General features: G+C 65.2%; 20 protein-coding genes. 15 read left to right on the forward strand and 5 right to left on the reverse strand.

Annotated features, from left to right (window positions below; translation table 11 throughout):
- The first annotated feature begins 53 nt into the window (after positions 1-53).
- The 14 genes from CQW31_RS05505 to CQW31_RS05575 all read left to right on the forward strand — a co-directional run bounded on the left by CQW31_RS05505 (position 54) and on the right by CQW31_RS05575 (position 10,643).
- Positions 54-587 carry a response regulator gene (locus CQW31_RS05505; protein ID WP_054885282.1) on the forward strand — a complete coding sequence of 178 codons (534 nt, stop codon included), beginning with the start codon at positions 54-56 and terminating at the stop codon, positions 585-587.
- Positions 588-647: 60 nt separating this feature from the next.
- Positions 648-2,330, forward strand: a complete 1,683-nt coding sequence (locus CQW31_RS05510) for a GspE/PulE family protein (protein WP_054885281.1) — start codon at positions 648-650, stop codon at positions 2,328-2,330.
- Positions 2,314-3,105, forward strand: coding sequence for a hypothetical protein (locus CQW31_RS05515; protein WP_099813996.1), 792 nt, complete (start codon positions 2,314-2,316; stop codon positions 3,103-3,105). The genes CQW31_RS05510 and CQW31_RS05515 overlap by 17 nt, the downstream gene beginning before the upstream one ends.
- Before the next feature lies 1 nt (position 3,106).
- The gene (locus tag CQW31_RS05520; protein ID WP_099813997.1) at positions 3,107-3,649 is read left to right on the forward strand and encodes a PilN domain-containing protein; all 543 of its coding nucleotides are present in this window, start codon (positions 3,107-3,109) and stop codon (positions 3,647-3,649) included.
- Positions 3,636-4,187 carry a type 4a pilus biogenesis protein PilO gene (gene pilO / locus CQW31_RS05525; protein ID WP_099813998.1) on the forward strand — a complete coding sequence of 184 codons (552 nt, stop codon included), beginning with the start codon at positions 3,636-3,638 and terminating at the stop codon, positions 4,185-4,187. The genes CQW31_RS05520 and pilO overlap by 14 nt, the downstream gene beginning before the upstream one ends.
- Positions 4,187-4,696 (forward strand): hypothetical protein, encoded by a 510-nt coding sequence (locus tag CQW31_RS05530; RefSeq protein ID WP_099813999.1) that lies wholly within the window; start codon positions 4,187-4,189, stop codon positions 4,694-4,696. Before pilO ends, CQW31_RS05530 begins: the two co-directional genes overlap by 1 nt.
- Positions 4,693-6,573, forward strand: a complete 1,881-nt coding sequence (locus tag CQW31_RS05535; protein WP_099814000.1) for a secretin N-terminal domain-containing protein — start codon at positions 4,693-4,695, stop codon at positions 6,571-6,573. Before CQW31_RS05530 ends, CQW31_RS05535 begins: the two co-directional genes overlap by 4 nt.
- Positions 6,570-7,043 carry a type II secretion system protein gene (locus tag CQW31_RS05540; RefSeq protein ID WP_054885275.1) on the forward strand — a complete coding sequence of 158 codons (474 nt, stop codon included), beginning with the start codon at positions 6,570-6,572 and terminating at the stop codon, positions 7,041-7,043. The genes CQW31_RS05535 and CQW31_RS05540 overlap by 4 nt, the downstream gene beginning before the upstream one ends.
- A gap of 5 nt (positions 7,044-7,048) precedes the next feature.
- Positions 7,049-7,423 carry a type II secretion system protein gene (locus CQW31_RS05545; protein ID WP_054885274.1) on the forward strand — a complete coding sequence of 125 codons (375 nt, stop codon included), beginning with the start codon at positions 7,049-7,051 and terminating at the stop codon, positions 7,421-7,423.
- The gene (locus CQW31_RS05550; protein ID WP_054885273.1) at positions 7,398-7,925 is read left to right on the forward strand and encodes a type II secretion system protein; all 528 of its coding nucleotides are present in this window, start codon (positions 7,398-7,400) and stop codon (positions 7,923-7,925) included. Before CQW31_RS05545 ends, CQW31_RS05550 begins: the two co-directional genes overlap by 26 nt.
- Positions 7,922-8,323: a curli production assembly/transport protein CsgE gene (gene csgE / locus CQW31_RS05555; RefSeq protein ID WP_099814001.1), complete on the forward strand. Its 402-nt coding sequence runs from the start codon at positions 7,922-7,924 to the stop codon at positions 8,321-8,323. Before CQW31_RS05550 ends, csgE begins: the two co-directional genes overlap by 4 nt.
- Positions 8,320-8,733, forward strand: a complete 414-nt coding sequence (locus CQW31_RS05560; protein WP_054885271.1) for a curli assembly protein CsgF — start codon at positions 8,320-8,322, stop codon at positions 8,731-8,733. The genes csgE and CQW31_RS05560 overlap by 4 nt, the downstream gene beginning before the upstream one ends.
- 34 nt (positions 8,734-8,767) lie before the next feature.
- The gene (locus CQW31_RS05565; protein ID WP_054885270.1) at positions 8,768-9,619 is read left to right on the forward strand and encodes a CsgG/HfaB family protein; all 852 of its coding nucleotides are present in this window, start codon (positions 8,768-8,770) and stop codon (positions 9,617-9,619) included.
- Between the two features lie 787 nt (positions 9,620-10,406).
- Positions 10,407-10,643: a hypothetical protein gene (locus tag CQW31_RS05575; protein ID WP_054885269.1), complete on the forward strand. Its 237-nt coding sequence runs from the start codon at positions 10,407-10,409 to the stop codon at positions 10,641-10,643.
- A 25-nt stretch (positions 10,644-10,668) separates the two neighbouring features.
- On the opposite strand, the gene alkB is transcribed toward CQW31_RS05575, so the two are convergent.
- The 5 genes from alkB to CQW31_RS05600 form a co-directional block, all read right to left on the reverse strand.
- On the reverse strand, positions 10,669-11,313 hold the full coding sequence (alkB, locus tag CQW31_RS05580) for a DNA oxidative demethylase AlkB (RefSeq protein ID WP_099814002.1): 645 nt from the start codon (positions 11,311-11,313) through the stop codon (positions 10,669-10,671).
- Positions 11,314-11,572: 259 nt separating this feature from the next.
- Positions 11,573-13,018 carry a curlin gene (locus tag CQW31_RS05585; protein ID WP_099814003.1) on the reverse strand — a complete coding sequence of 482 codons (1,446 nt, stop codon included), beginning with the start codon at positions 13,016-13,018 and terminating at the stop codon, positions 11,573-11,575.
- A 16-nt stretch (positions 13,019-13,034) separates the two neighbouring features.
- A complete protein-coding gene (locus CQW31_RS05590) occupies positions 13,035-13,505 on the reverse strand; it encodes a curlin (protein WP_099814004.1) in 471 nt (156 codons plus the stop codon).
- A gap of 15 nt (positions 13,506-13,520) precedes the next feature.
- Positions 13,521-15,755 carry an Ig-like domain-containing protein gene (locus tag CQW31_RS05595; protein WP_099814005.1) on the reverse strand — a complete coding sequence of 745 codons (2,235 nt, stop codon included), beginning with the start codon at positions 15,753-15,755 and terminating at the stop codon, positions 13,521-13,523.
- A 32-nt stretch (positions 15,756-15,787) separates the two neighbouring features.
- Positions 15,788-17,116 carry a hypothetical protein gene (locus tag CQW31_RS05600; protein WP_099814006.1) on the reverse strand — a complete coding sequence of 443 codons (1,329 nt, stop codon included), beginning with the start codon at positions 17,114-17,116 and terminating at the stop codon, positions 15,788-15,790.
- Between the two features lie 823 nt (positions 17,117-17,939).
- Here CQW31_RS05600 and CQW31_RS05615 point away from each other — a divergent pair.
- The gene (locus CQW31_RS05615) at positions 17,940-19,853 is read left to right on the forward strand and encodes a sigma-54-dependent Fis family transcriptional regulator (RefSeq protein WP_099814007.1); all 1,914 of its coding nucleotides are present in this window, start codon (positions 17,940-17,942) and stop codon (positions 19,851-19,853) included.

Genomic DNA, 19,853 nt, shown 5'->3' on the forward strand with positions numbered 1-19,853 from the left:
GTCGAGGCCGCACTTCGCAACCCGGGTAACCGGGCAGTATTTGGGAGTCGACCTTGGTGAAGAAAGTATTGGTAGTCGATGACGAACAGACCCTTGCGCAAAACCTGCAAGCGTACCTGCAGGCGCAAGGCCTGGAAGTTCACGTCGCCCACGACGGTGCCAGCGGTATCGAGCAGGCTCAAAGCCTGGCACCGGAGGTGATTGTGCTGGATTACCGCTTGCCTGACATGGTGGGGTTTCAACTCCTGGAGACCGTGCGCAAGAACAGGCAGTGCCATTTCGTGCTGATCACCGCTCACCCGACTGCCGAAGTCCGTGAGCGAGCTGCCGAACTTGGCGTCAGTCATGTCCTGTTCAAGCCGTTCCCGTTGGCCGAACTGGCCCGCGCGATCTTCGACCTGATGGGCATCGAGCGCCGGCGCAGGGCCACTGACGATCCAGCCGAAGGGTTTGTCGAACGACGCCAGAACAGGAACGAATCGTTCCCCTTGCAGTTGTACGATGGCAGCTGGGTGTTGGCCGACCGCCGCCGTAATGGCGCCAAGCCCCCAGGACCTGACGACGAACAACTGCTCACCGGGGAATAGCGGCGCCCGCTGCCCTGGCCAAGCCAGCCCGCGACGCGCCCCTGAGCGGAGTCGCAGGCCATGGCAGACGTATTCGATACAGGTGCAGGCAAGTACAGCGCCTACCCCCGCGACCTCCTGGCCCAGGCCCGCCTGCAAGCGGGCGACGAGCGTCTGCTCAACTGTCTGGAGCGCCTGGCCAACGACACCCCCGACCGCTTCATCCAGCGCCTTGGCCTGACCCTGCACTACCCGGTGCTGGCTACCCAGCTACTGCTGGCCAGCACTGCGCGCTTCGACACGGTCAGCCTGGCCCAGTGCCTGAAGCACGAGTTCGTGATGATCGAGCAGGACGGCCAACTGATCGGTGTGTTCGCCGACCCTTTCGACCATGCCCGCCTGGCCTGGATCGACGACAACCTGCAAGGCGCGCCGCTGTACCTGGCCCACGCTGCCGACCTGGCCACCTTTCTGGCCCGCCACGAAGAAAGCTTCCACGCCGTCGATGCCCTCGATCATGGCCCGGAAACCAGCGGTGAAAGCGACCCGCTGCAACGCCTGTCGCTGACCAGCATCAGCGAAGACCAGAGCAAGGTGGTGAAGCTGGTCAACTCGACCCTGTACGACGCGCTCAAACAGCACGCCAGCGATATCCACCTGGGGATGACTGGCCAAGGCCTGGTCATCAAGTACCGCATCGACGGCGTGCTCAATGGCGCTGGCAAGGCCAGTGGCAGCGCCTTCGCCGATCAGGTGATCTCGCGCATCAAGGTCATGGCCGAGCTGGACATCGGTGAAAAACGCGTTCCGCAGGACGGCCGCTTCAAGGTCGCCATCGGCGAGCGGCAGATCGATTTCCGTGTGTCGATCATGCCGAGCATCTTTGGTGAGGACGCGGTGCTGCGGGTGCTCGACAAGCAGGACCTGTCCGACCGCGTCAGCGGCGTGCAGCTACAGGCCCTCGGTTTTGCCGAGCAAACCCTGTGCGCCCTGCGCCGGCTGGCCTGCGAGCCCTATGGCATGATCCTGGTCACCGGCCCCACCGGCAGCGGCAAGACCACCACCCTGTACGCCATGCTCAGCGAGATCAACCATGGCGTGGACAAGATCATCACCATCGAAGACCCGGTCGAATACCAGCTGCCCGGCGTGCTGCAGATTCCGGTCAACGAGAAGAAAGGCCTGACCTTTGCCCGTGGCCTGCGCTCGATCCTGCGCCATGACCCGGACAAGATCCTGGTCGGCGAGATCCGCGACCCGGACACCGCACAGATCGCCGTGCAGTCGGCGCTGACCGGCCACCTGGTGTTCACCACCATCCACGCCAACAACGTCTTCGATGTGATCGGCCGCTTTAGCCAGATGCAGGTCGACCCCTACAGCTTCGTCTCCGCTCTCAACGCGGTGCTGGCCCAGCGCCTGATCCGCCTGGCCTGCCCGCACTGCTGCACACCGTGCGAGGTCGATGACCAAGCCTTGGCCGCCTCGGGCCTGACCCGCGAAGCGGTCAGCGGCTGGACATTCGTTCGCGCCCAGGGCTGCGGCCAGTGTCGTGGCAGCGGCTACCGCGGCCGCAGCGCGATTGCCGAACTGCTGCACCTGGACGACGACCTGCGGCAGATGATCGTCGAACGCCGTCCCCTGTCGCAGATCAAGCAGCTGGCCTGCCAACGCGGCCTGCGCCTGCTGCGTGCCTCGGCCCTGGACCTGGTCCGTGATGGCCGCACCACACTCGAGGAGATCAACCGTGTCACATTCATCTGATCGTGGCTCTTACAAGTACAGCGCCGTGCTCGGCGCTGACGGGGTCGGCCTGGGTCGCTCGTGCGGCAATCAAACGCAGTGGCTTGGCAGCCGCGCATTCACCTGCGATGCCGCGCAACCGGCCTGGGAAGCGGCCTTGCAAGCCTTGGCTGCACTGCTGGCCGAACACGCCGTCAAAAGCGCCCCGTTGCGCGTGCTGCTGTCGGCGCGTTACAGCCGCTTCTGCCTGGTGCCGTGGAGCGATGCCATCGGCCAGCCTCGCGAGCTGGATGCCTACGCCCGGGCCTGCTTCGAGCACCTCTACGGCCAGTCGCTCGGTGACTGGCGCATCGTCCTTTCGCCTGAGCCCGCCGGGGCCGCACGCATCGCCACCGCGCTGCCCGAAGCCCTGCTGCTGGGCCTGCAGAGCCTGGGACGGGAAAACCGCCTGAGCCTGCGCTCGGTGCAGCCCTACCTGATGGCCGCCTACAACCGCTGCTCGGCGCAGCTGGAGCAGGGCGACTTCCTGTTCGTGCTCGCCGAACCACGCCGCAGCGTACTACTGCTGGCCGCTGGTGGTGCCTGGCAACAGGTGCTGGCCCAGGGCTGCGCTGACAGCGACCAGGCCCTGCAGGCGCTGATCGAACGCACCTGCGAGTTGTACGGGGAGCAACTGCCACGGGTGTACCTGCATGCCGCAGGGCGCGGCGACGTCCCGCAACTGGCGGCTGTGCAGCTGTGCCAGCCCGCTGGCGACAGCGACCCGCTGTGCGCCATGTGGCGGGCGGTGGCCTGACATGCGCCGCCTCGACCTGGAATTTCAGCCCCGTCGCAGCGGCCCGTTGGCCTGGTCGCTGCTGGCCCTGGGCGCCGTCGCAGTCGCCGGGCTGGTGCTGGTGCAACTGCAGCTGCAGGCCGAGCAGGCAGACCTGGAAACCCAGCTGCACAGCCTGGAACTGCAACTGGGCCGCCGCCCGGCCCCGGTCGCCCCGCAGAACAGCGCCGCCAGCCGCGAGCAGGCCGAACGCCTGGCGCAGATGCGCAGCGTCTCGCAGCAACTGCAACGGCCCTGGCAACAGCTGTTCGCCATGCTCGAAGCGCAGCCACAGGAGGACGTGGCACTGCTGACCCTGACCCCGGACGCCCGCAAGGGCCAGGTGCGCATCAGCGCCGAGGCTCGCAACCTGGAAGCGATGCTGCAGTACCACCAGCGTCTGGAGCAGAGCGACGAGCTCAGCGATGTGTCGCTGCTCAACCACGAAGTGGTTGCCGGGCAGCCCGAGCACCCGGTGCGCTTCAACCTCACCGCCACCTGGGAGACCGGCCATGCGCGTCCCTAGCCTTATCCTCCACGAGCAACTGCGCCGCATCGGCCCGGTCGGCCTGGGCGCCGTCGCCGTCGCAGCACTTGCCGTCGGTATTGCGCTGGCCGGTGTAGTGCCCGAGTGGCAGGCCGTGCGCGAACTGCGCGCCAGCGAAGCGGATGCCAGCGTGCAGGTCGAACGGGTCAAGCGCGGCGAGCTGAAGATTGCCGTCAAGCCCGAGCAACAGGCGCTGGACAGCCTGCGCCAGCAGATGCCCGGGCAGCCCGAAGCCAGCGAGCTGATCGAGCGCCTCTACCACCTGGCCAGTGCCGAGCACATCAGCCTGGCGCGCGGTGAGTACGCCCTGGGCGTCGACCCCAAGACCCAGCTGTCGCGCTACCAGATCATCCTGCCAGTACGCGGCAGCTACCCGCAGATCCGCGGCTTTCTGCGCGGCCTGATCGGCCAGCTGCCGACCCTGGTGCTGGAAGACCTCGAACTCAAACGCAAATCCATCGGCGACACCGAGCTCAACGGCCGGGTGCGCCTGACCCTCTACCTGTCGAGGTCGTGATGAATACACAACGCGCAGTGATATGGGTCGGGTTCCTGGGCATCAGCGCTGCGTTGGCGTGGGCACCGGGCCATTGGTTCCAGCAGCAAGACAGCGTTGCTCCCTTCGCGGGCTCGCCCGCTCCCACAGGGTCGGCGTCGCCTGCGGAACCTGTGGGAGCGGGCGAGCCCGCGAAAGGGCCGACAAGGGCCTCCAGGGATCTGTTCCCAGCCCAGCAATGGACCAAGCCACAAACCCTGGCCACGGTCACCGAACAACCTGTAGTCGCCGCACCCGTCGTAGCGGCGGCCCCTACCGCCCCGGCGCTGCCGTTCCAGTTCGTCGGCCGCATGGGCGACCGCGACGACCTGCAGATCTTCCTGCAGAGCGGCGAAAAGCTCTACGTCGTGCGCAAGGGCGACGTGATCGACAGTACCTATCGCCTCGACAGAGTCTCGGCCAATGAGCTGGACCTGGTTTATCTGCCTTTGCATCAGTCACAGACCTTGTCTGTAGGGAGCGCACCATGAAGTCGTCGAAACCGTGCAAGCCTGCTCCGTTCATGCTCCTGGCGCTGTGCGTGGCCATTGCCGGCTGCGGCTCCAGCGGGGTGCGCAAGGACAGCGCCGAGCTGATGAAGGAGGGCCAGTACGAGGCCGGCATCGCCCGCCTGGAAGAGGCCTTGAGCGAGAACCCGCGCGACACGGAGCTGAACATCGCCCTGGCCCACGGTCGCCAGGCCGCGGTGGAAGCGCTGATCAGCCAGGCGGATGCCGACCGCATCCGCCATGACTTCACCAGCGCCCGCACCGGCTACAGCCGGGTGCTGACCCTCGAGCCGAACAACCGCCGTGCCCAGGAAGGCATCCGCCATCTGGAGCTGATCCGCACCCTCGACGAGCGTGTCGCGCTGGGCCAGGCTGCGCTGCGCCAGGGCGACCTGTTCGGCGCCGAGCGCTACATTCGCGAAGTGCTGCGCCTGGACCCACAGAACCAGAAGGGCGTGGCCCTGCGCACCGACATCGAGAACGTCCAGGCCCGCACTGCAACGCCTTACCCGCAGCTGCGCAGCAAGCTGGAGCGCCCGGTCACCCTGGAGTTTCGCGACGCCGGCCTGAAGACCATCTTCGAGGTGCTGTCGCAGGTCGCCGGCATCAACTTCATCTTCGACAAGGACCTGCGCCCGGACATGAAGGCCACCATCTTCGTGCGTGACGTGCGCATCGAGGACGCCGTGGCGCTGCTGCTGGAGCAGAACCAGCTGCGGCAGAAGATCGTCAACGACAATACCTTGCTGATCTACCCCGATTCGCCGCAGAAGACCAAGGACTACCAGGAACTGGTCATGCGCACCTTCTACCTGACCAGCATCGACGCCAACACCGCGCTGAACATGGTCAAGACCATGCTCAAGACCCGTGACGTGTTCGTCGACGAACGCCTCAATACCCTGACCATGCGTGACACCCCCGACGCCGTGCGCATGGCCGAAAAGCTGCTGCAGTCGCAGGACCAGTCCAACCCCGAGGTGGTGCTGGAAGTGGAGGTGATGGAAGTCGCCACCTCGCGTATCCTCGACCTTGGCCTGCAATGGCCCAACACCTTCGGTGTGCTGACCGACGACGGCAACCCGGTCAGCGTGCTCGACCAGCTGCGCGGCATCAACTCCAGCCGTATCAGCATCTCGCCGGCACCGCAGGCCAAGATCAATGCCCAGGACAAGGACATCAACACCTTGGCCAGCCCGGTGATCCGCGTCAGCAACCGCGAGCAGGCGCGTATCCACATCGGCCAGCGGGTACCGATCATCAGTGCCACTTCGGTACCGTCCACCCAAGGCCCGGTGATCACCGAAAGCGTGACCTATCTGGACGTGGGCCTCAAACTCGAAGTGCAGCCGACGGTGCACCTGAACAACGAAGTGGCGATCAAGATTGCCCTGGAAGTGAGTAACGCCACCCCCCTGGAGGCCACCCGCCAGGGCACCATCCCGGTCCAGGTCGATACCCGCAACGCGCAGACCAGCCTGCGCCTGCACGACGGCGAAACCCAGGTGCTGGCCGGCCTGGTGCGCAACGACCACAACGCCGCCGGCAACAAGATACCCGGCCTCGGCGACATCCCTGGCCTGGGGCGGCTGTTCGGCAGCAACAAGGACGACATGAGCAAGTCCGAGCTGGTGCTGGCGATCACCCCACGGATCGTGCGTAACCTGCCGTACCAGAGCCCTTCGGACATGGAGTTCGGCACCGGCACCGAGTCGAGCATGCAGGTGCGCCAGGCGGCGCCGCTGCCCGTGCGTGATGTGCCAGGCGACGTGCCGAGCGATAGCCAGGACAGCGCCCCGGCGATCCAGAGCCAAGTTGCCACTGCCCCAGCCACCGTTACTGTGAGCCCACGGCCATGAAACGCCGCCAGCAAGGATTCAGCCTGATCGAAGTGGTGCTGACCCTGGCCCTGCTCGGGATGCTCGCGACCATGGCTGCACCGTTGACCGAGACGGTGGTGCGCCGTGGCAAGGAGCAGCAGCTGCGCGAGGCGCTGTACCAGATCCGCGACGCCATCGACGCCTACAAGCGCGCCTTCGACGCCGGCTACATCGAGAAGCGCCTGGATGCCAGCGGCTACCCGCCGAACCTGCAGGTGCTGGTCGATGGCGTGCGCGATGTGCGCAGTGCCAAGGGCGCCAAGTTCTACTTTCTGCGGCGCATTCCTCACGACCCGCTGGTGGCGGCCAGGAACCAGGACGAAGGCGGTTGGGGCCTGCGTGCGTACGCCAGCAGCCCGGACAACCCGCGTGAAGGCGAGGACGTCTTCGACGTGTATTCCAAGGCCCGCGGCAAAGGCCTCAACAACATCCCTTACGGGCAATGGTGACAGCCATGAAACGCAGCAAAGGCTTCACCCTGATCGAATTGCTGGTGGTGATGGCGATCATTGCCACGCTGATGACCATCGCCATGCCGCGCTACTTCAACAGCCTGGACAGTTCCCGCGAGGCCACCCTGCGCCAGAGCCTGGCAGTGCTGCGCGAAGCCCTGGACCATTACTACGGCGACACCGGCCATTACCCGGATTCACTGGAGCAACTGGTCGAGCAGCGTTACCTGCGCAACACCCCGGTCGACCCGATCACCGAGCGCAGCGACGCCTGGCAGCTGGTGCCACCGCCCGAAGGCGTGGCCGGCGGCGTCGCCGATATCAAGAGCGGTGCCACAGGGAGGGCGCGTGATGGCAGCCTGTTCGCGGAATGGTAAGGCCAGCGCCGGCTTCACCTACCTGGGCGTGCTGCTGCTGATCGCGATCAGCAGCGTGGCCCTGGCCGCTACCGGCACGGTGTGGTCGAGCGTCGCCCAGCGCGAGCACGAGCGCGAGCTGCTGTGGGTCGGCGGCCAGTATGCCCAGGCCCTGCGCAGCTACTATCGCGCCTCGCCAGGCCTGGCCCAGTACCCCAAGGAGCTGGCCGACCTGCTCGAAGACAACCGCTTCCCGGAGGCCAAGCGGCACATCCGCCGACTGTACCCGGACCCGATCACCAACAGTGACGACTGGGGCCTGCTGCGCGCCATCGATGGCCGTATCACCGGGGTGCACAGCCGCTCCGACGCCACGCCGTTCAAGCGCAGTGGCTTCGACATGCAGTTTTCCGGTTTCGAAGGCCTGGAACATTACAGCGACTGGCAATTCGTTGCCGAGCAGGCCTTCAACGAAAGTGCCGGCGGCGCTCGTACCCATGCCGGCCCGGGAGATACGCCATGAAATGCCTGCAGGCCCTGTGCCTGAGCCTGCTGTTGGCAGCCGGGACGCCGGGCGCAGCCATGGCCGACTCCGAGGACGAGATGAAGGGCTTCATCGTCGACAACACCATCTCGCACATCGGCCACGACTTTTACTACTACTTCGCCGACCGCCTGCGCGCCACCAGCCGGCTGGATTTCAACCTGGTGGTACGCGAGCGCCCGGATGCCCGTTGGGGCAGCCTGGTGACCGTGGAGTTCGACCGTGACGTGCTGTACCGGCGCTTTTTGCCACCGAACGTCACGCAATTAAAAGAAGAGGCCGTCGCGGCCGCCGACCTGGTCAAGCAGGAAGTCATCCAGCGCAAGCTGCAACGGCTGCTGCAGGACACCACTGATCTGGATAGGGATGAACTATGAACATGTGCATACCCCGTTGCCTTGCGGCTGGCCTGCTGTTCGGCGCCTGCGCCGTCCACGCCACCGAACTGGTGTACACCCCGGTCAACCCGGCGTTCGGCGGCAACCCGTTGAACGGCACCTGGCTGCTGAACAACGCCCAGGCGCAGAACGACTACGACGACCCGGACCTCAAGGACCGCGCATCCGCCTTTGGCGGCACCTCGGCCCTGGAGCGCTTCAGCAACCAGCTGGAGTCCCGCATGCTGTCGCAGCTGATGGACAACATCAGCAACGGCAAGACCGGCAGCATGGCCACCGACGCATTCCTGATCGATGTCATCGATGACTCCGGTGCCCTGAGCATCAAGGTCACCGACCGCGTCACAGGAGAAACTTCGCTCATTGAGGTCAGTGGCCTGAACCCCTGAGAGGGACGGGTCGTTTAGCTGGGGAGAGAGCACCATGAAACGCTTGCTGAGCACTTTAGTGATTGTCGCCACACTTGCCGGCCTGCAAGGTTGTGGCCTGCGCGAGCCGATGCCGGCCGAACAGGACACGGAAACCCCGACCCTGACGCCGCGGGCCTCGACCTACTACGACCTGATCAACATGCCGCGTCCCAAAGGGCGCCTGATGGCCGTGGTGTATGGCTTCCGCGACCAGACCGGGCAGTACAAGCCGACCCCGGCCAGCTCGTTCTCCACCAGCGTCACCCAAGGGGCGGCGAGCATGCTGATGGATGCGCTGAATGCCAGCGGCTGGTTCGTGGTGCTGGAGCGTGAAGGCCTGCAGAACCTGCTGACCGAACGCAAGATCATCCGTGCTTCGCAGAAAAAGCCCGACGTGCCCGAGAACATAATGAGCGAACTGCCCCCGCTGCAGGCCGCCAACCTGATGCTCGAAGGCGGCATCATCGCCTACGATACCAACGTGCGCAGTGGCGGCGAGGGTGCCCGTTACCTGGGCGTCGACATCTCCCGCGAGTACCGGGTCGACCAGGTCACGGTCAACCTGCGCGCCGTGGACGTGCGCACCGGGCAGGTGCTGGCGAACGTCATGACCAGCAAGACCATCTACTCGATCGGCCGCAATGCCGGGGTGTTCAAGTTCATCGAGTTCAAGAAGCTGCTGGAGGCTGAGGTAGGGTACACCACCAACGAACCGGCGCAGCTGTGCGTGCTGTCGGCGATCGAGGCGGCGGTGGGGCATCTGCTGGCCCAGGGGATCGAGCGGCGCTTGTGGCAGGTGGCGGGGGATCCGGCGGAGGGCAAGGCAGAGGTGGACAAGTTCCTCAGCCAGAACCAGCAGCAGTGAATGGCTTGGGTGGTTGGCTTGAAATTTCTGGCGCCTGTGAGATCGAGCGCCGCCCGCGCGGCGCATCGCGGGCAAGCCCGCTCCCACATCTGTTTCGGGCCAGTCACTCCTGTACCGCCAACAGGATCTGCCTTGGTGCATGACTGGAGACAGGTGGAGCGGCATCAGCGCCCACCGAGATGTATCGTCGTGCCAACAAGGCGGTCCCTGTTGGCGGCATAGGAGAGACTGGCCCGAAACAAATGTGGGAGCGGGCTTGCCCGCGATGCGCCGCGCGGGCGGCGCTCGATGTCAGCCCCCACCCAAAGCTTGAGCCCTACACCCCTAGCCATACCCCGATCCGCCCAGCCATTTCCCCAGCATCGACCGCGTCAGCAGGAGAGGACGTGGCGGCCGGCAAGAGAAGTGTTACTGCACATGCCCTTCGCTTGAAACGCTTCCCCGACACCGGTAGTCTTTGCCCGCTGCTGTAAATCCAGCAGTCGGGTTTGGTCACCCGCAATCATCAAGGCGCACAAGCGCCCGCTCTGCGATACAGTTGGCGCTTTTTTGTGCCCGGCTGTTTCGTTTTATGGCGGCTGTGCGTGGGGCGCCTCCGTGCGCGCCGGTTTCCTTGATTCCCGGTTGACCAACCCGCGTACAGTCGCCACCCATTCGTTTGGTCACGTTGTGTGGCGGCTCCATTGAATCAAGGAGCGACACAATGACAAAAGGCTTACCTGATCCTCCCGTACGCGCCACCACGGCGGCCTCCAGTTTCTCTACCTGTGAATGCAGCCATCCGCCGTTGTTTGCCGTGCGCTCGGGGGTGGATTACGAAGATGCGCTGGTGCACCTGTCCACGCTGCTCAAAGGGGCGTTTGCGACCAATCTGAAGGCCCTTGAGCTGGCCAAAGGAACCTGTCGTGATCTGTTGTTGAGCAATGACCATGGGCTGGATTCGGCCAAGGCGGTGGTGGAGGCGTTGCTGGATGGGGTGGAAAGGCAGCAGTTGGCTGGGCGGAAGATGGTGCCAGGTATCTGACGGCTGGCCGGCCCTGCGTACTGGGTCAACCTGCCTTGCGCAAGGTCAGGTTGATCCGCCGCTCGCCCATTCTGGGGTGTACGCCCGGCTTTATCGGCAACACTCCGTGAAAGCGCAGCCGATCTTCGCCACCCCAGACCAGCACATCACCATGGCTTAACGGTATCCGCTGAGTCCTGTCCGACCGCTGCAACCCGCCAAACAGGAACACCGCCGGCAACCCCAGTGAAATCGACACGATCGGCTGGCCAAAGTCCTGCTCATCGCGGTCCTGGTGCAGGCTCAGGCGGGTGCCGGGCAGGTAGTGGTTGACCAGGCAGGCATCCGGCACGAAACCCTCGAAACCGGCCGCTTCCGCTGCACGGCCTGCCAGTTCGAGCAGGACCTGGGGCAGGGCGGGCCAGGGTTGGCCGCTGACCGGGTCGGTGGGGCTATAGCGATAACCCTTGGCATCACTGACCCAGCCCAGCGATCCGCAATTGGTCAACGCCACGGCCATGTTCAGGCCGCCCGGTGTTTGCATGTGCCGGAACGGCGCGGCACGCAGCACCGGGCGCAGAGCGTCGAGCAGCGGCTCGATGACGGCCAGGGCGAAGCCGGGCAGCAGCACGGTGTGGCTGGCCAGGCGTTGCGGCTGGGGGCCGAACAGGTCGAGGTCGGACTGGATCATCAGGGCGGTGGCGTGGGGTGAGTGCAAGATATTGTAAGCCCAACGCGGTCTTTGTAGGAGCGGCCTTGTGTCGCGAAAGGGCTGCGAAGCGGCCCCGGGATATCAGCAGCTCACAAATTGCAGGGGCTGCTTTGCAGCCCTTTCGCGACACAAGGCCGCTCCTACAAGGACCGTGTCATCACTCATGTGCAAAGCAGGGAAATAAAAAGGAACCGCGACGCCAGGGAGAGGAGACGCCGCGGCTCAAGGGGGGAGCTGGTCAGCGTTGGGTAGCGGTGGCCGTGTTGCCGTTGCCCATCTGGCTGATGGTGGCGCTCTGGTAGGCGCCGCTCTGGTTGACGATGGCGGCGTTGTTGTTGCCGCCCTGGGTCACGTAGGCGACGTTGGCGCTGTCAGCCTGCTTGATGGTTGCACTGTTGCCACTGCCGTACAGCTGAGTGGTGTAGCTCTGGTTGGCGTAGCCGGACTGGTCCAGGTTGATGCTGTTGCCACTGCCGGTGGACGAGCCGAAGGCGTAGTTGTCGGTGCCGCGCTGGTCGGCGATGAGGCTGTTGTCGCTCCCGTTCTGCTCGAAGTACAGCTCGTTGTAGCTGTCGGCCTGCTTGGTCTGCATGGTGTTGCCGGTGCCTTTCTGGCTCAGCGTGGCCAGTTGGTACTCGCCGTTCTGGGTCAGGTTGGCGCTGTTGTTGGTGCCGTTCTGGTTGATGGTGGCGGTCTGGTTATTGCCGAACTGGCCACCCAGCTTGTCGCCTTTCCAGTTGCTGGCCAGCACTTTGTTGCCGTTGCCCTTGCTGTTGATGGTCAGGCTCTGGTTGTCACCGGTCTGGTAGGTGAAGCTGCTGTTGTTCTTGCCGCCCTGGGAGACGGTGGTGTTCGAGTGGTTGGTCTCGAACTGATCCGACCAGCTGGCGTTGGACTGGCCCTGCTGATACAGGTTGGCGACGTTGTCCTTGCCGAAGCTCTGGTCGATGTAGCCTTCGTTGGTCTGGCCGGTCTGGTTGACCGTGGCGCGGCTGCCGGTCTGGGTGTCCTGCCAGACCTCCACCGAGTGGCCGGTGCCGTACTGGTCGATGGCGATCGTGCCGCCGTTGCCATCGCGCTGGTCACCGTAGGCGAAGTTCTGCTTGCCTTGCTGGTAGATCTGCACATAGCCATCGTTGTGCAGGATGTGCTCGGAGGCGGCGTAGTTGTCCTGGCCATCCTGGGTGATGTTGGCGCGGTTGTTGCTGCCGCCGAACAGCTGCTCGACGAAGGCTTCGTTGCGCTGGCCGCTCTGGGTGGTGGTGGCCTGGCTGCCGGTCTGGGTGTCCTGCCACACGGTCGAGCGGTTTTCGCTGCCTTGCTGGTTCTGCAACGACTGGTTGTTCTCGCCCACCGACTGGCTGGCGAAGGCGTCATTGTAGGAGCCAGCGGCCTGCTGGGTGATCTGGCTGCCATTTTCGAACAGCTGCTCGCCGTAGCCGGCGTTGTACGAACCACTGGCGGTCTGGTTGATGCTGCTGGTGCTGTTTTCCTGCACCGCCAGGTGGTTGTGGCCCTTGCCGGTCTGCGTCTGGGTGGCCGCGGCGAACGGTGCAACCGTCTGCTGCACCTCGGCGATGTTCTGGTTACCGTTCTGCGACTGGTTCGAGGTGCTGTCGTCAGCCATGACCTGGCCGGCCAAGGCCAGGAAGATAGCGGCGCTTAGGGGGGCGAGCTTGAACATGGTGGAGCCTCCAGGTCTATCGGTATTGGGTGATCTGAACACGCTGGCCATTGCCGGCCTGGGTCACTGAACTGCTCAGGCCAACGCCTGCCTGCTGGATACTGGCGCTGTTGTTGTTGCCGATCTGCTCGATGCTGGCGCTGTTGCTGGTGCCGCTCTGGCGGATCGCAGCGCTGTTGCCATATCCCTGTTGGCTGATGTTGGCCATCAGGTCACTGCCTTCCTGCAGGATGTACGCCTCCTGCGCGCCCCCGGCCTGGACGATGCGGCCCAGCAAGGCCTGGCCGTTCTGGTCGAGGGCGGCGCGGTTACCGTTGCCTTGCTGCTCGATCACTGCCGCCTGACCGGCACCGACCGGCAGCAGGCGGATGATCAGCGGTTCGCCGAGATCGCTGCCGGGCTCAAGGTCGGCGTTGTCCACCAGGTCATCGGCCCCGGCCTGGCCCGCCAGGGCCAGGCTCAGCAGCAGTGGATACAGACACTTCATGGCGTTCTCCTGGCCTTACTGCACCGTCACGTTGACAGTACGGCTACTGCCTTGGCTGCTCGTCACGGTGGCGGTCGGTGCGGCCGTCGGGACAATCGTGGTGCTGTTGCTCACCGTCAGGCGCCAGCGGCCGGTCACCGGTACCGTGGTGGTGCCGAGGGTCTGGATGCCGGTGGTGGTGGTCACCCGCACGGTGACGGTGTTGCCGGTGGTCACCGACGAAGTCCCGCTGACATCCCAGTTGTAACGGTTGTTCGAGCGGGCCAGGACGGTGGCCGCGGTGACCGTGAAGGTCTCGCCGGCTGCGGGCCGTGGCTGCACATTGACCGTGACGGTGGCCGGGGCGGAAAGCGCGCCCAGGGAATCACGTGCCTGGTAGGTGAATGTGGTGGTGAAGGCCGTGGTCACCGTGGCCGGAGGGGTGTAGCTGACCGTGGTGCCATCGGTGCTCACACTGCCGCGCCCGGCGGCAGGCTGAGTCAGGTTGGCGACGGTCAATGGCACGTTGCCTTCCGGGTCGGTGTCGTTGGCCAACACGTTGATGGTCAGCGGTGCGGCCAGGGTGGTCACGGTTTCCGGGTTGGCGGTGGGTGCCTGGTTGGGCGCGACGTTGACGGTCACGGTGGCCGGTTGCGACTTCAGGCCCTTGGCATCCATTGCCCGGTAGGTAAAGGTGGCGACCACCGGCTGCGTGGCACCTGGCGGTGGGGTGTAAGTCACGGCGGTGCTACCGTTGAGGACCACGCTGCCCTGGCCGGTGGCCGGCTGGGTAACGTCGGTGATGCTCAGTGGCACGTTGCCGTCCGGGTCGCTGTCGTTGAGCAGCAGGTTCATCGTCAGCGGCACGCCGACGCTGGTGCTGCCGACATCGGCCTGGGCCAGCGGCGGCTGGTTGGCGGCCGACACCGGTGCGGTGCCGACCACCACCACCGGCTCTACATCCACGCCGCCATGGCTGGACTTGATGGTGATGGTGGCCGGTGGCTGGGCCAGGTCATTGACGGTGAGCGTTTGCAGGGTGCCGGACTTGGACAGCCGGCCATAGCCTTGGGCGACCATGTCCGGGATCAGCACTTCATCGCTGGAGCGCGCTTCTAGGATCAGCCGCTTGTTGGCCCACTCGTAGCGTGCGGTGCTGACCTTGACCACATCGGAAAGCTTGCTCGAAATGGCGGTCGGCTGGGTGTTGATGTCGCTGCTGCTGGCGGTCACCACCACCACCGGCGGCGGCGCCACCTGGCTCAGTTGCTGGCTGAAGAACAGCCCGTTGTTGTCCGCCGTCATGCTGAACTGGCAAGGCGATGGCGGCGTGCCGACCAGGGCCAGGCCGTTACGGAAGCAGACACTTGCGTCGCTTGGCGCCTTGGCGAATACCTCCACCCGGGTGCCGCCGGCATTGCGCGAGTAGGTCGCCCGCTCCAGTGACGCCGGCAGCTGCGGACGTTGGTCGAGTACCTTGCCGGAGACCGTGAACAGGCTGGTTTCGATGCGCCCGGGCGGGCCGTCGATGCGGATGAAGTTGGTGTTGAACGGGCTGCCCTTGATCGCTTCCGGGCGGTTGGGGTCACCGATGAAGGTGTCGGTGGAGCCGGTCTCCGGGTTGACTGCGGTATAGGGTGCGCCGAAGCCCTGGATGAACGGGCCGATTGCGCCATTGAGCGCACCGGTGAAGTTGCCCGGGGCGCCGATGCCGATGTCACGAGTGATGTTGATCGCCCGGCGGCCGGGTGTGGTGACGTTGACCGTCTCCACGCCGTAGGGGTGGGTGATGGTGTAGGTACCGGCAGTGGGCACCGAGACGCGCAGACGGATGCGCGCAAAGCTCTGCTGGTCGCCATCGACCGGGTTGCCACCAGCGAATGCCGCTTCTATGCCCGCCACATAGGCGTCGAGGGCATAGCCGCTGTTGCCAACGGCAGGAATAGTGGTTTCCGCCAGGAACCAGAACATCTCCGAAGGCCAGTTGTCAGGGAACACCAAGGGCAGGGTATCGTCGAAGACGCCCGGTTCTGGCAGCAGGGTGCACATGTAGGCCGGTGCACCGGGGGCGCCAGCGACCAGGGTGCTGACGGCATGCGAGCGGCACAGTTCCAGTGACAGGCCGTTGCTGTCCTTGTACCACAACGGGAAACCGCCGGTGGCGAAGGTGTAGGGGCCAGGGTCGACGTCGGACAGGGCAGCCCAGGCCGCACTGCTGAGGGTGAGGGAGAAACCGGCGGCCAACAGCGCGCGGCGTTGCCAAGTGTTCATGCTGCCTCCTTGAAGGCGGAGCCTTTGTCTGTTCATGGCACCAGCACCACGTCTTCGATGTCGCTGCCGCCATTGGCACTGGTGACCTGCACCTTGGCTGGCGGGACGGGTGACAAGTTGGCGCTCAGGCTTTTCTGCGCGCCGTCGCCGCTGAAGTTGCCGATGAAGGTGCCGTTGCCGGTGTGGGCAGTCATTGCCGGCGGGTTGGTTTCGTCACTGCTGGTGGCGATCAAGGTCAGGGTGGCATTGGCCAAGCTGTATTCGGCCTTGGTGATGGTGACCAGGTCGGTGAGCGGCATGTCAGCGGTGGTTACGCTGCTGGTGGGGATGGCCACGCTGTTGTCGGCGCTGACCAACAGGCTGGTCGGCAGTGCCGGGTTGAGCGCCGACTGGGCATACCAAGTGCCGGTGCCATTGGCTTCGGTCAGTGGCAGGTTAGGGGTCTGGCTGGTCAGGGTGGCGCTGCCTGGTGGTGGCGGTGCCAGCACGAACACGTCCTGTTGGGCGCGCAGGTCACCGTTCTCGGTGTGCCGCGAGTAGGTGCTGCGCAGCGGGATCAACGGCGTCGGTCGGGCTACTGCGGAAAGTTTGCCGGAAACGGCGAACAGGTCCGTGCGCAGATCGATGCCGTTGGGGCCTTCGATGCGTACGAAGTTAGTGTTGAACGGGCTGCCGGTGACCCGCTCGTTGAGGTTGGGGTCGCCGATGAATGTCTCGCTGCCTTCGGTGTAGGGGCCATTGACGCTGCGCAGGAAGGGCCCGATATCGCCCTTCAGGGCGCCGGTAAAGGTGCCAGCGGAGCCGATGCCGATGTCGCGGGTCATGTTGATCGCCCGGCGCCCGGCGGCGGGTACGTCGAACACCTCGACGCCGTAAGGGTGGGTGACCACGTAGGTGCCGGCCACAGGAACGTCGACCCGGATCCTCACGCGGGCGAAACTGATCTGATCGTTTTCTGCCGGGTCGCCGCCGCCGAACGCGGCTTCGAGCGCGCTGACGTAGGTCAGGTTGACCCCCCGGGCGACATCGTTGATGGCAGCGTCGGCGGTGAACCAGAACGATTCATCCGGCCAGTTGCTCGGGAAGACCAACGGTTTGGTGTCATCGAAGATGCCTGGGGCAGGCAACAGGGTGCACATGTACGCCGGTGCGCCTGGGGCGCCGGCGACGCGTGAACTCACCGCCTTGGACAGGCACAGGTCGAGGGTTCGGCCATGGGTGTCCTGGTACCAGGCGGCATAGCGGCCGTTCTCAGGTGTGTAGGGCCCAGTGTCGACGGCGTACAGCGCAGCCTGCGCCGGGAGCTGGAACAGGCCGGCGACGATCGCCACTGCGAGCGTGTTGGGTATCGGTCGGAGCATGAGTCGGTTCCTCCTGCTAACGGGCCCATGGACTTGGGGCGTCTGGGAGGACCAGCGCAACAGCCGTGCCAATTTTTCACATCAGGCTGCAGGCCTTGTGGGGCGTGGGCTGGGCAGGTGATGTCTGACGGGGTGGGCAGGTTTCTGGTGGGCGGTGATCCCCAGTTTTGGGGTTGGTTTTGGGGTTGGGAATAGGGCTGGGAATGCATGGCTGGGAATTGGGTGAGGGCTACCATCTGTCCGCCGAGAGTGCTTTGGCGCCTGTGAGATCGAGCGCCGCCCGCGCGGCGCATCGCGGGCAAGCCCGCTCCCACATTTGTTTCGGGCCAATCTCTCCTGTGCCGCCAACAGGGACCGCCCTGGTGCATGACTGGAGACAGGTGGAGCAGCAATCAGCGGCCACCGAGATGCATCGCCATACCCCTGTTGGCTCCCGCCGAGATGCATCGCCATACCCCTGTTGGCTCCCACCGAGATGCATCGCCATACCCCTGTTGGCTCCCACCAAGATGCATCGCCATACCCCTGTTGGCTTCCACCGAGATGCATCGCCATGCCAACAAGGCGGTCCCTGTTGGCGGCACAGGAGAGATTGGCCCGAAACAGATGTGGGAGCGGGCTTGCCCGCGATGCGCCGCGCGGGCGGCGCTCGATCTCCCAGGCGACATACCTCTTGAGCCAAGCACCTCTCAAGGCTCCACCCCTCTCAAGGCTCCCCACCTCACAAGGCATGCACCTCGACGCCCACCAAATTCTCCCGCACACTGCGGAAAAAATACCAAGCCCGTAGCCCTGACCCCGAGGGCCACAGCTGGAGCAAAAAATGGCGCGACAATTTCCCATAACAAACGCCCAAGACCCGCTGCATGAATCCCGCCAGGCCCGCATGCGTCTGGCCAGCGAAGGCGAGCTGCCGCTGGGCATGCTGCGCGAAGAAATCGACGCCTCCTGGCGCCGCAGCCTCGGCCATGGCCTGGATTGCCTGCAAGGCGAGCAAGTCGGCGTAGGCCTGCAGCAGGGTCAGGACTTGCGCATGCTGCTGGAACGCAACCGGCTGCTGATGGACGCCGTCACCCCCGAACTGGACTACCTGGTATCACGCCAAGGCAAGGCTGGCATCGTCATCCTCGGCGATGCCCAGGCCAACGTGCTGGCCATCGAGGGGCAGAAGCACGTACTGCAACGCGAAGGCCTGCGCGACCTGCACCCCGGCAGCTGCTGGAGCGAGTCGCTGCGCGGCACCAACGCCATCGGCACCGCCGTGGTCGAAGGCCGGCCGACGCTGATCAACTGTGGCGAGCACTACCTGGACCGGCTCAGCCCGTTCTCCTGCACTTCAGTGCCGCTGCGCGACCCGCGCGGCGAAGTGATCGGCGTGCTCGACATCACCCGCGAAGGTGTCTTGGCTCAGCCCCAGGACAGCCTGAGCATGCTGATGCTGGCGGCTGGCAATATCGAGAGCAGGATGTTCGGCCTGAGCCATCCCGAGCAACTGGTGCTGGCGTTCCACAGCCGCCCGCAATACCTCAACAGCGCCTGGCACGGCCTGCTGGCGCTAAGCCTGGATGGCGAAGTGCTGGCGGCCAACGACAGCGCCTGTCAACTGCTCCAGGTCCCGCGCCAAAGCCTGATCGGGCGTCGTTGCAGCGACCTGCTGGGCGAGCGCTCGCCGGCCTTCATCGCCCGCCTGTGGCAGGGTGGCGTGAGTAACGTGCAGACCGCCAAAGGTGAATTCGCTTTCCGCGCGCTGCACCTGCCACGGCACACCCCGCTCAATGGCAGCGCGGTGCATGCCAAGCCGACAGTGGCCAACAAAACCCCTGCGCTGGAAGCCTTGGCCGGGGCTGATGCGCGGTTGGCACGCAACCTGCGCATGGCCCTCCAGGGCTTGGGCAATGGCCTGCCAGTGTTGCTGCTCGGCGAGACCGGTACGGGCAAGGAAGTGGCGGCGCGTGCCCTGCATCAAGCCAGCCCGCGTGCCGACAAAGCGTTCGTGGCGGTCAACTGCGCGGCGATTCCCGAGGGGCTGATCGAGTCCGAGCTGTTTGGTTACCGCGAGGGCGCCTTCACCGGCTCACGCCGCGGTGGCATGGTCGGGCGACTGATGCAGGCCCATGGCGGCACGCTGTTCCTCGATGAGATCGGTGACATGCCGTTGGCCCTGCAGGCCCGGCTGTTGCGCGTGCTGCAGGAACGCCGGGTAGCGCCGCTGGGCGCGGGCGACGAACAGGACATCGACGTGGCGTTGATCTGCGCCACCCACCGCGACCTCAAGCGCCTGGTGCAGGACCAGCACTTTCGTGAAGACCTGTACTACCGGGTCAACGGCGTTTCCCTGCGCCTGCCGGCCCTGCGCGAGCGCGATGACCTGGCGAACATCATCGAGGGCTTGCTGGACAAGTCCGGCGCCAAAGGCGTGAGCCTCGACCCGGCCCTGGCCGCATTGCTCGAAGGTTTCGACTGGCCAGGCAACATCCGCCAGCTGGAAATGGTCGTGCGCACCGCCCTGGCCATGCGCGAGGATGGCGAGCAGGTGCTGACCCTCGACCACCTGACCGATTGCCTGCTGGAAGAACTGGCCAGCGGCACGGCGCCCTCGGGTAGCCTCAAGGACAATGAGCTGGAATTGATCCGTGGCGCCCTGGCGCGCCACCACGGCAATGTCACGGCCGCCGCCGAAGCGCTGGGCATCAGCCGGGCGACGCTGTACCGCAAGCTCAAGCAGTTGCGCGGCTGA

Source organism: Pseudomonas sp. 382, assembly GCF_002759075.1.
Taxonomy (GTDB): domain Bacteria; phylum Pseudomonadota; class Gammaproteobacteria; order Pseudomonadales; family Pseudomonadaceae; genus Aquipseudomonas; species Aquipseudomonas vlassakiae.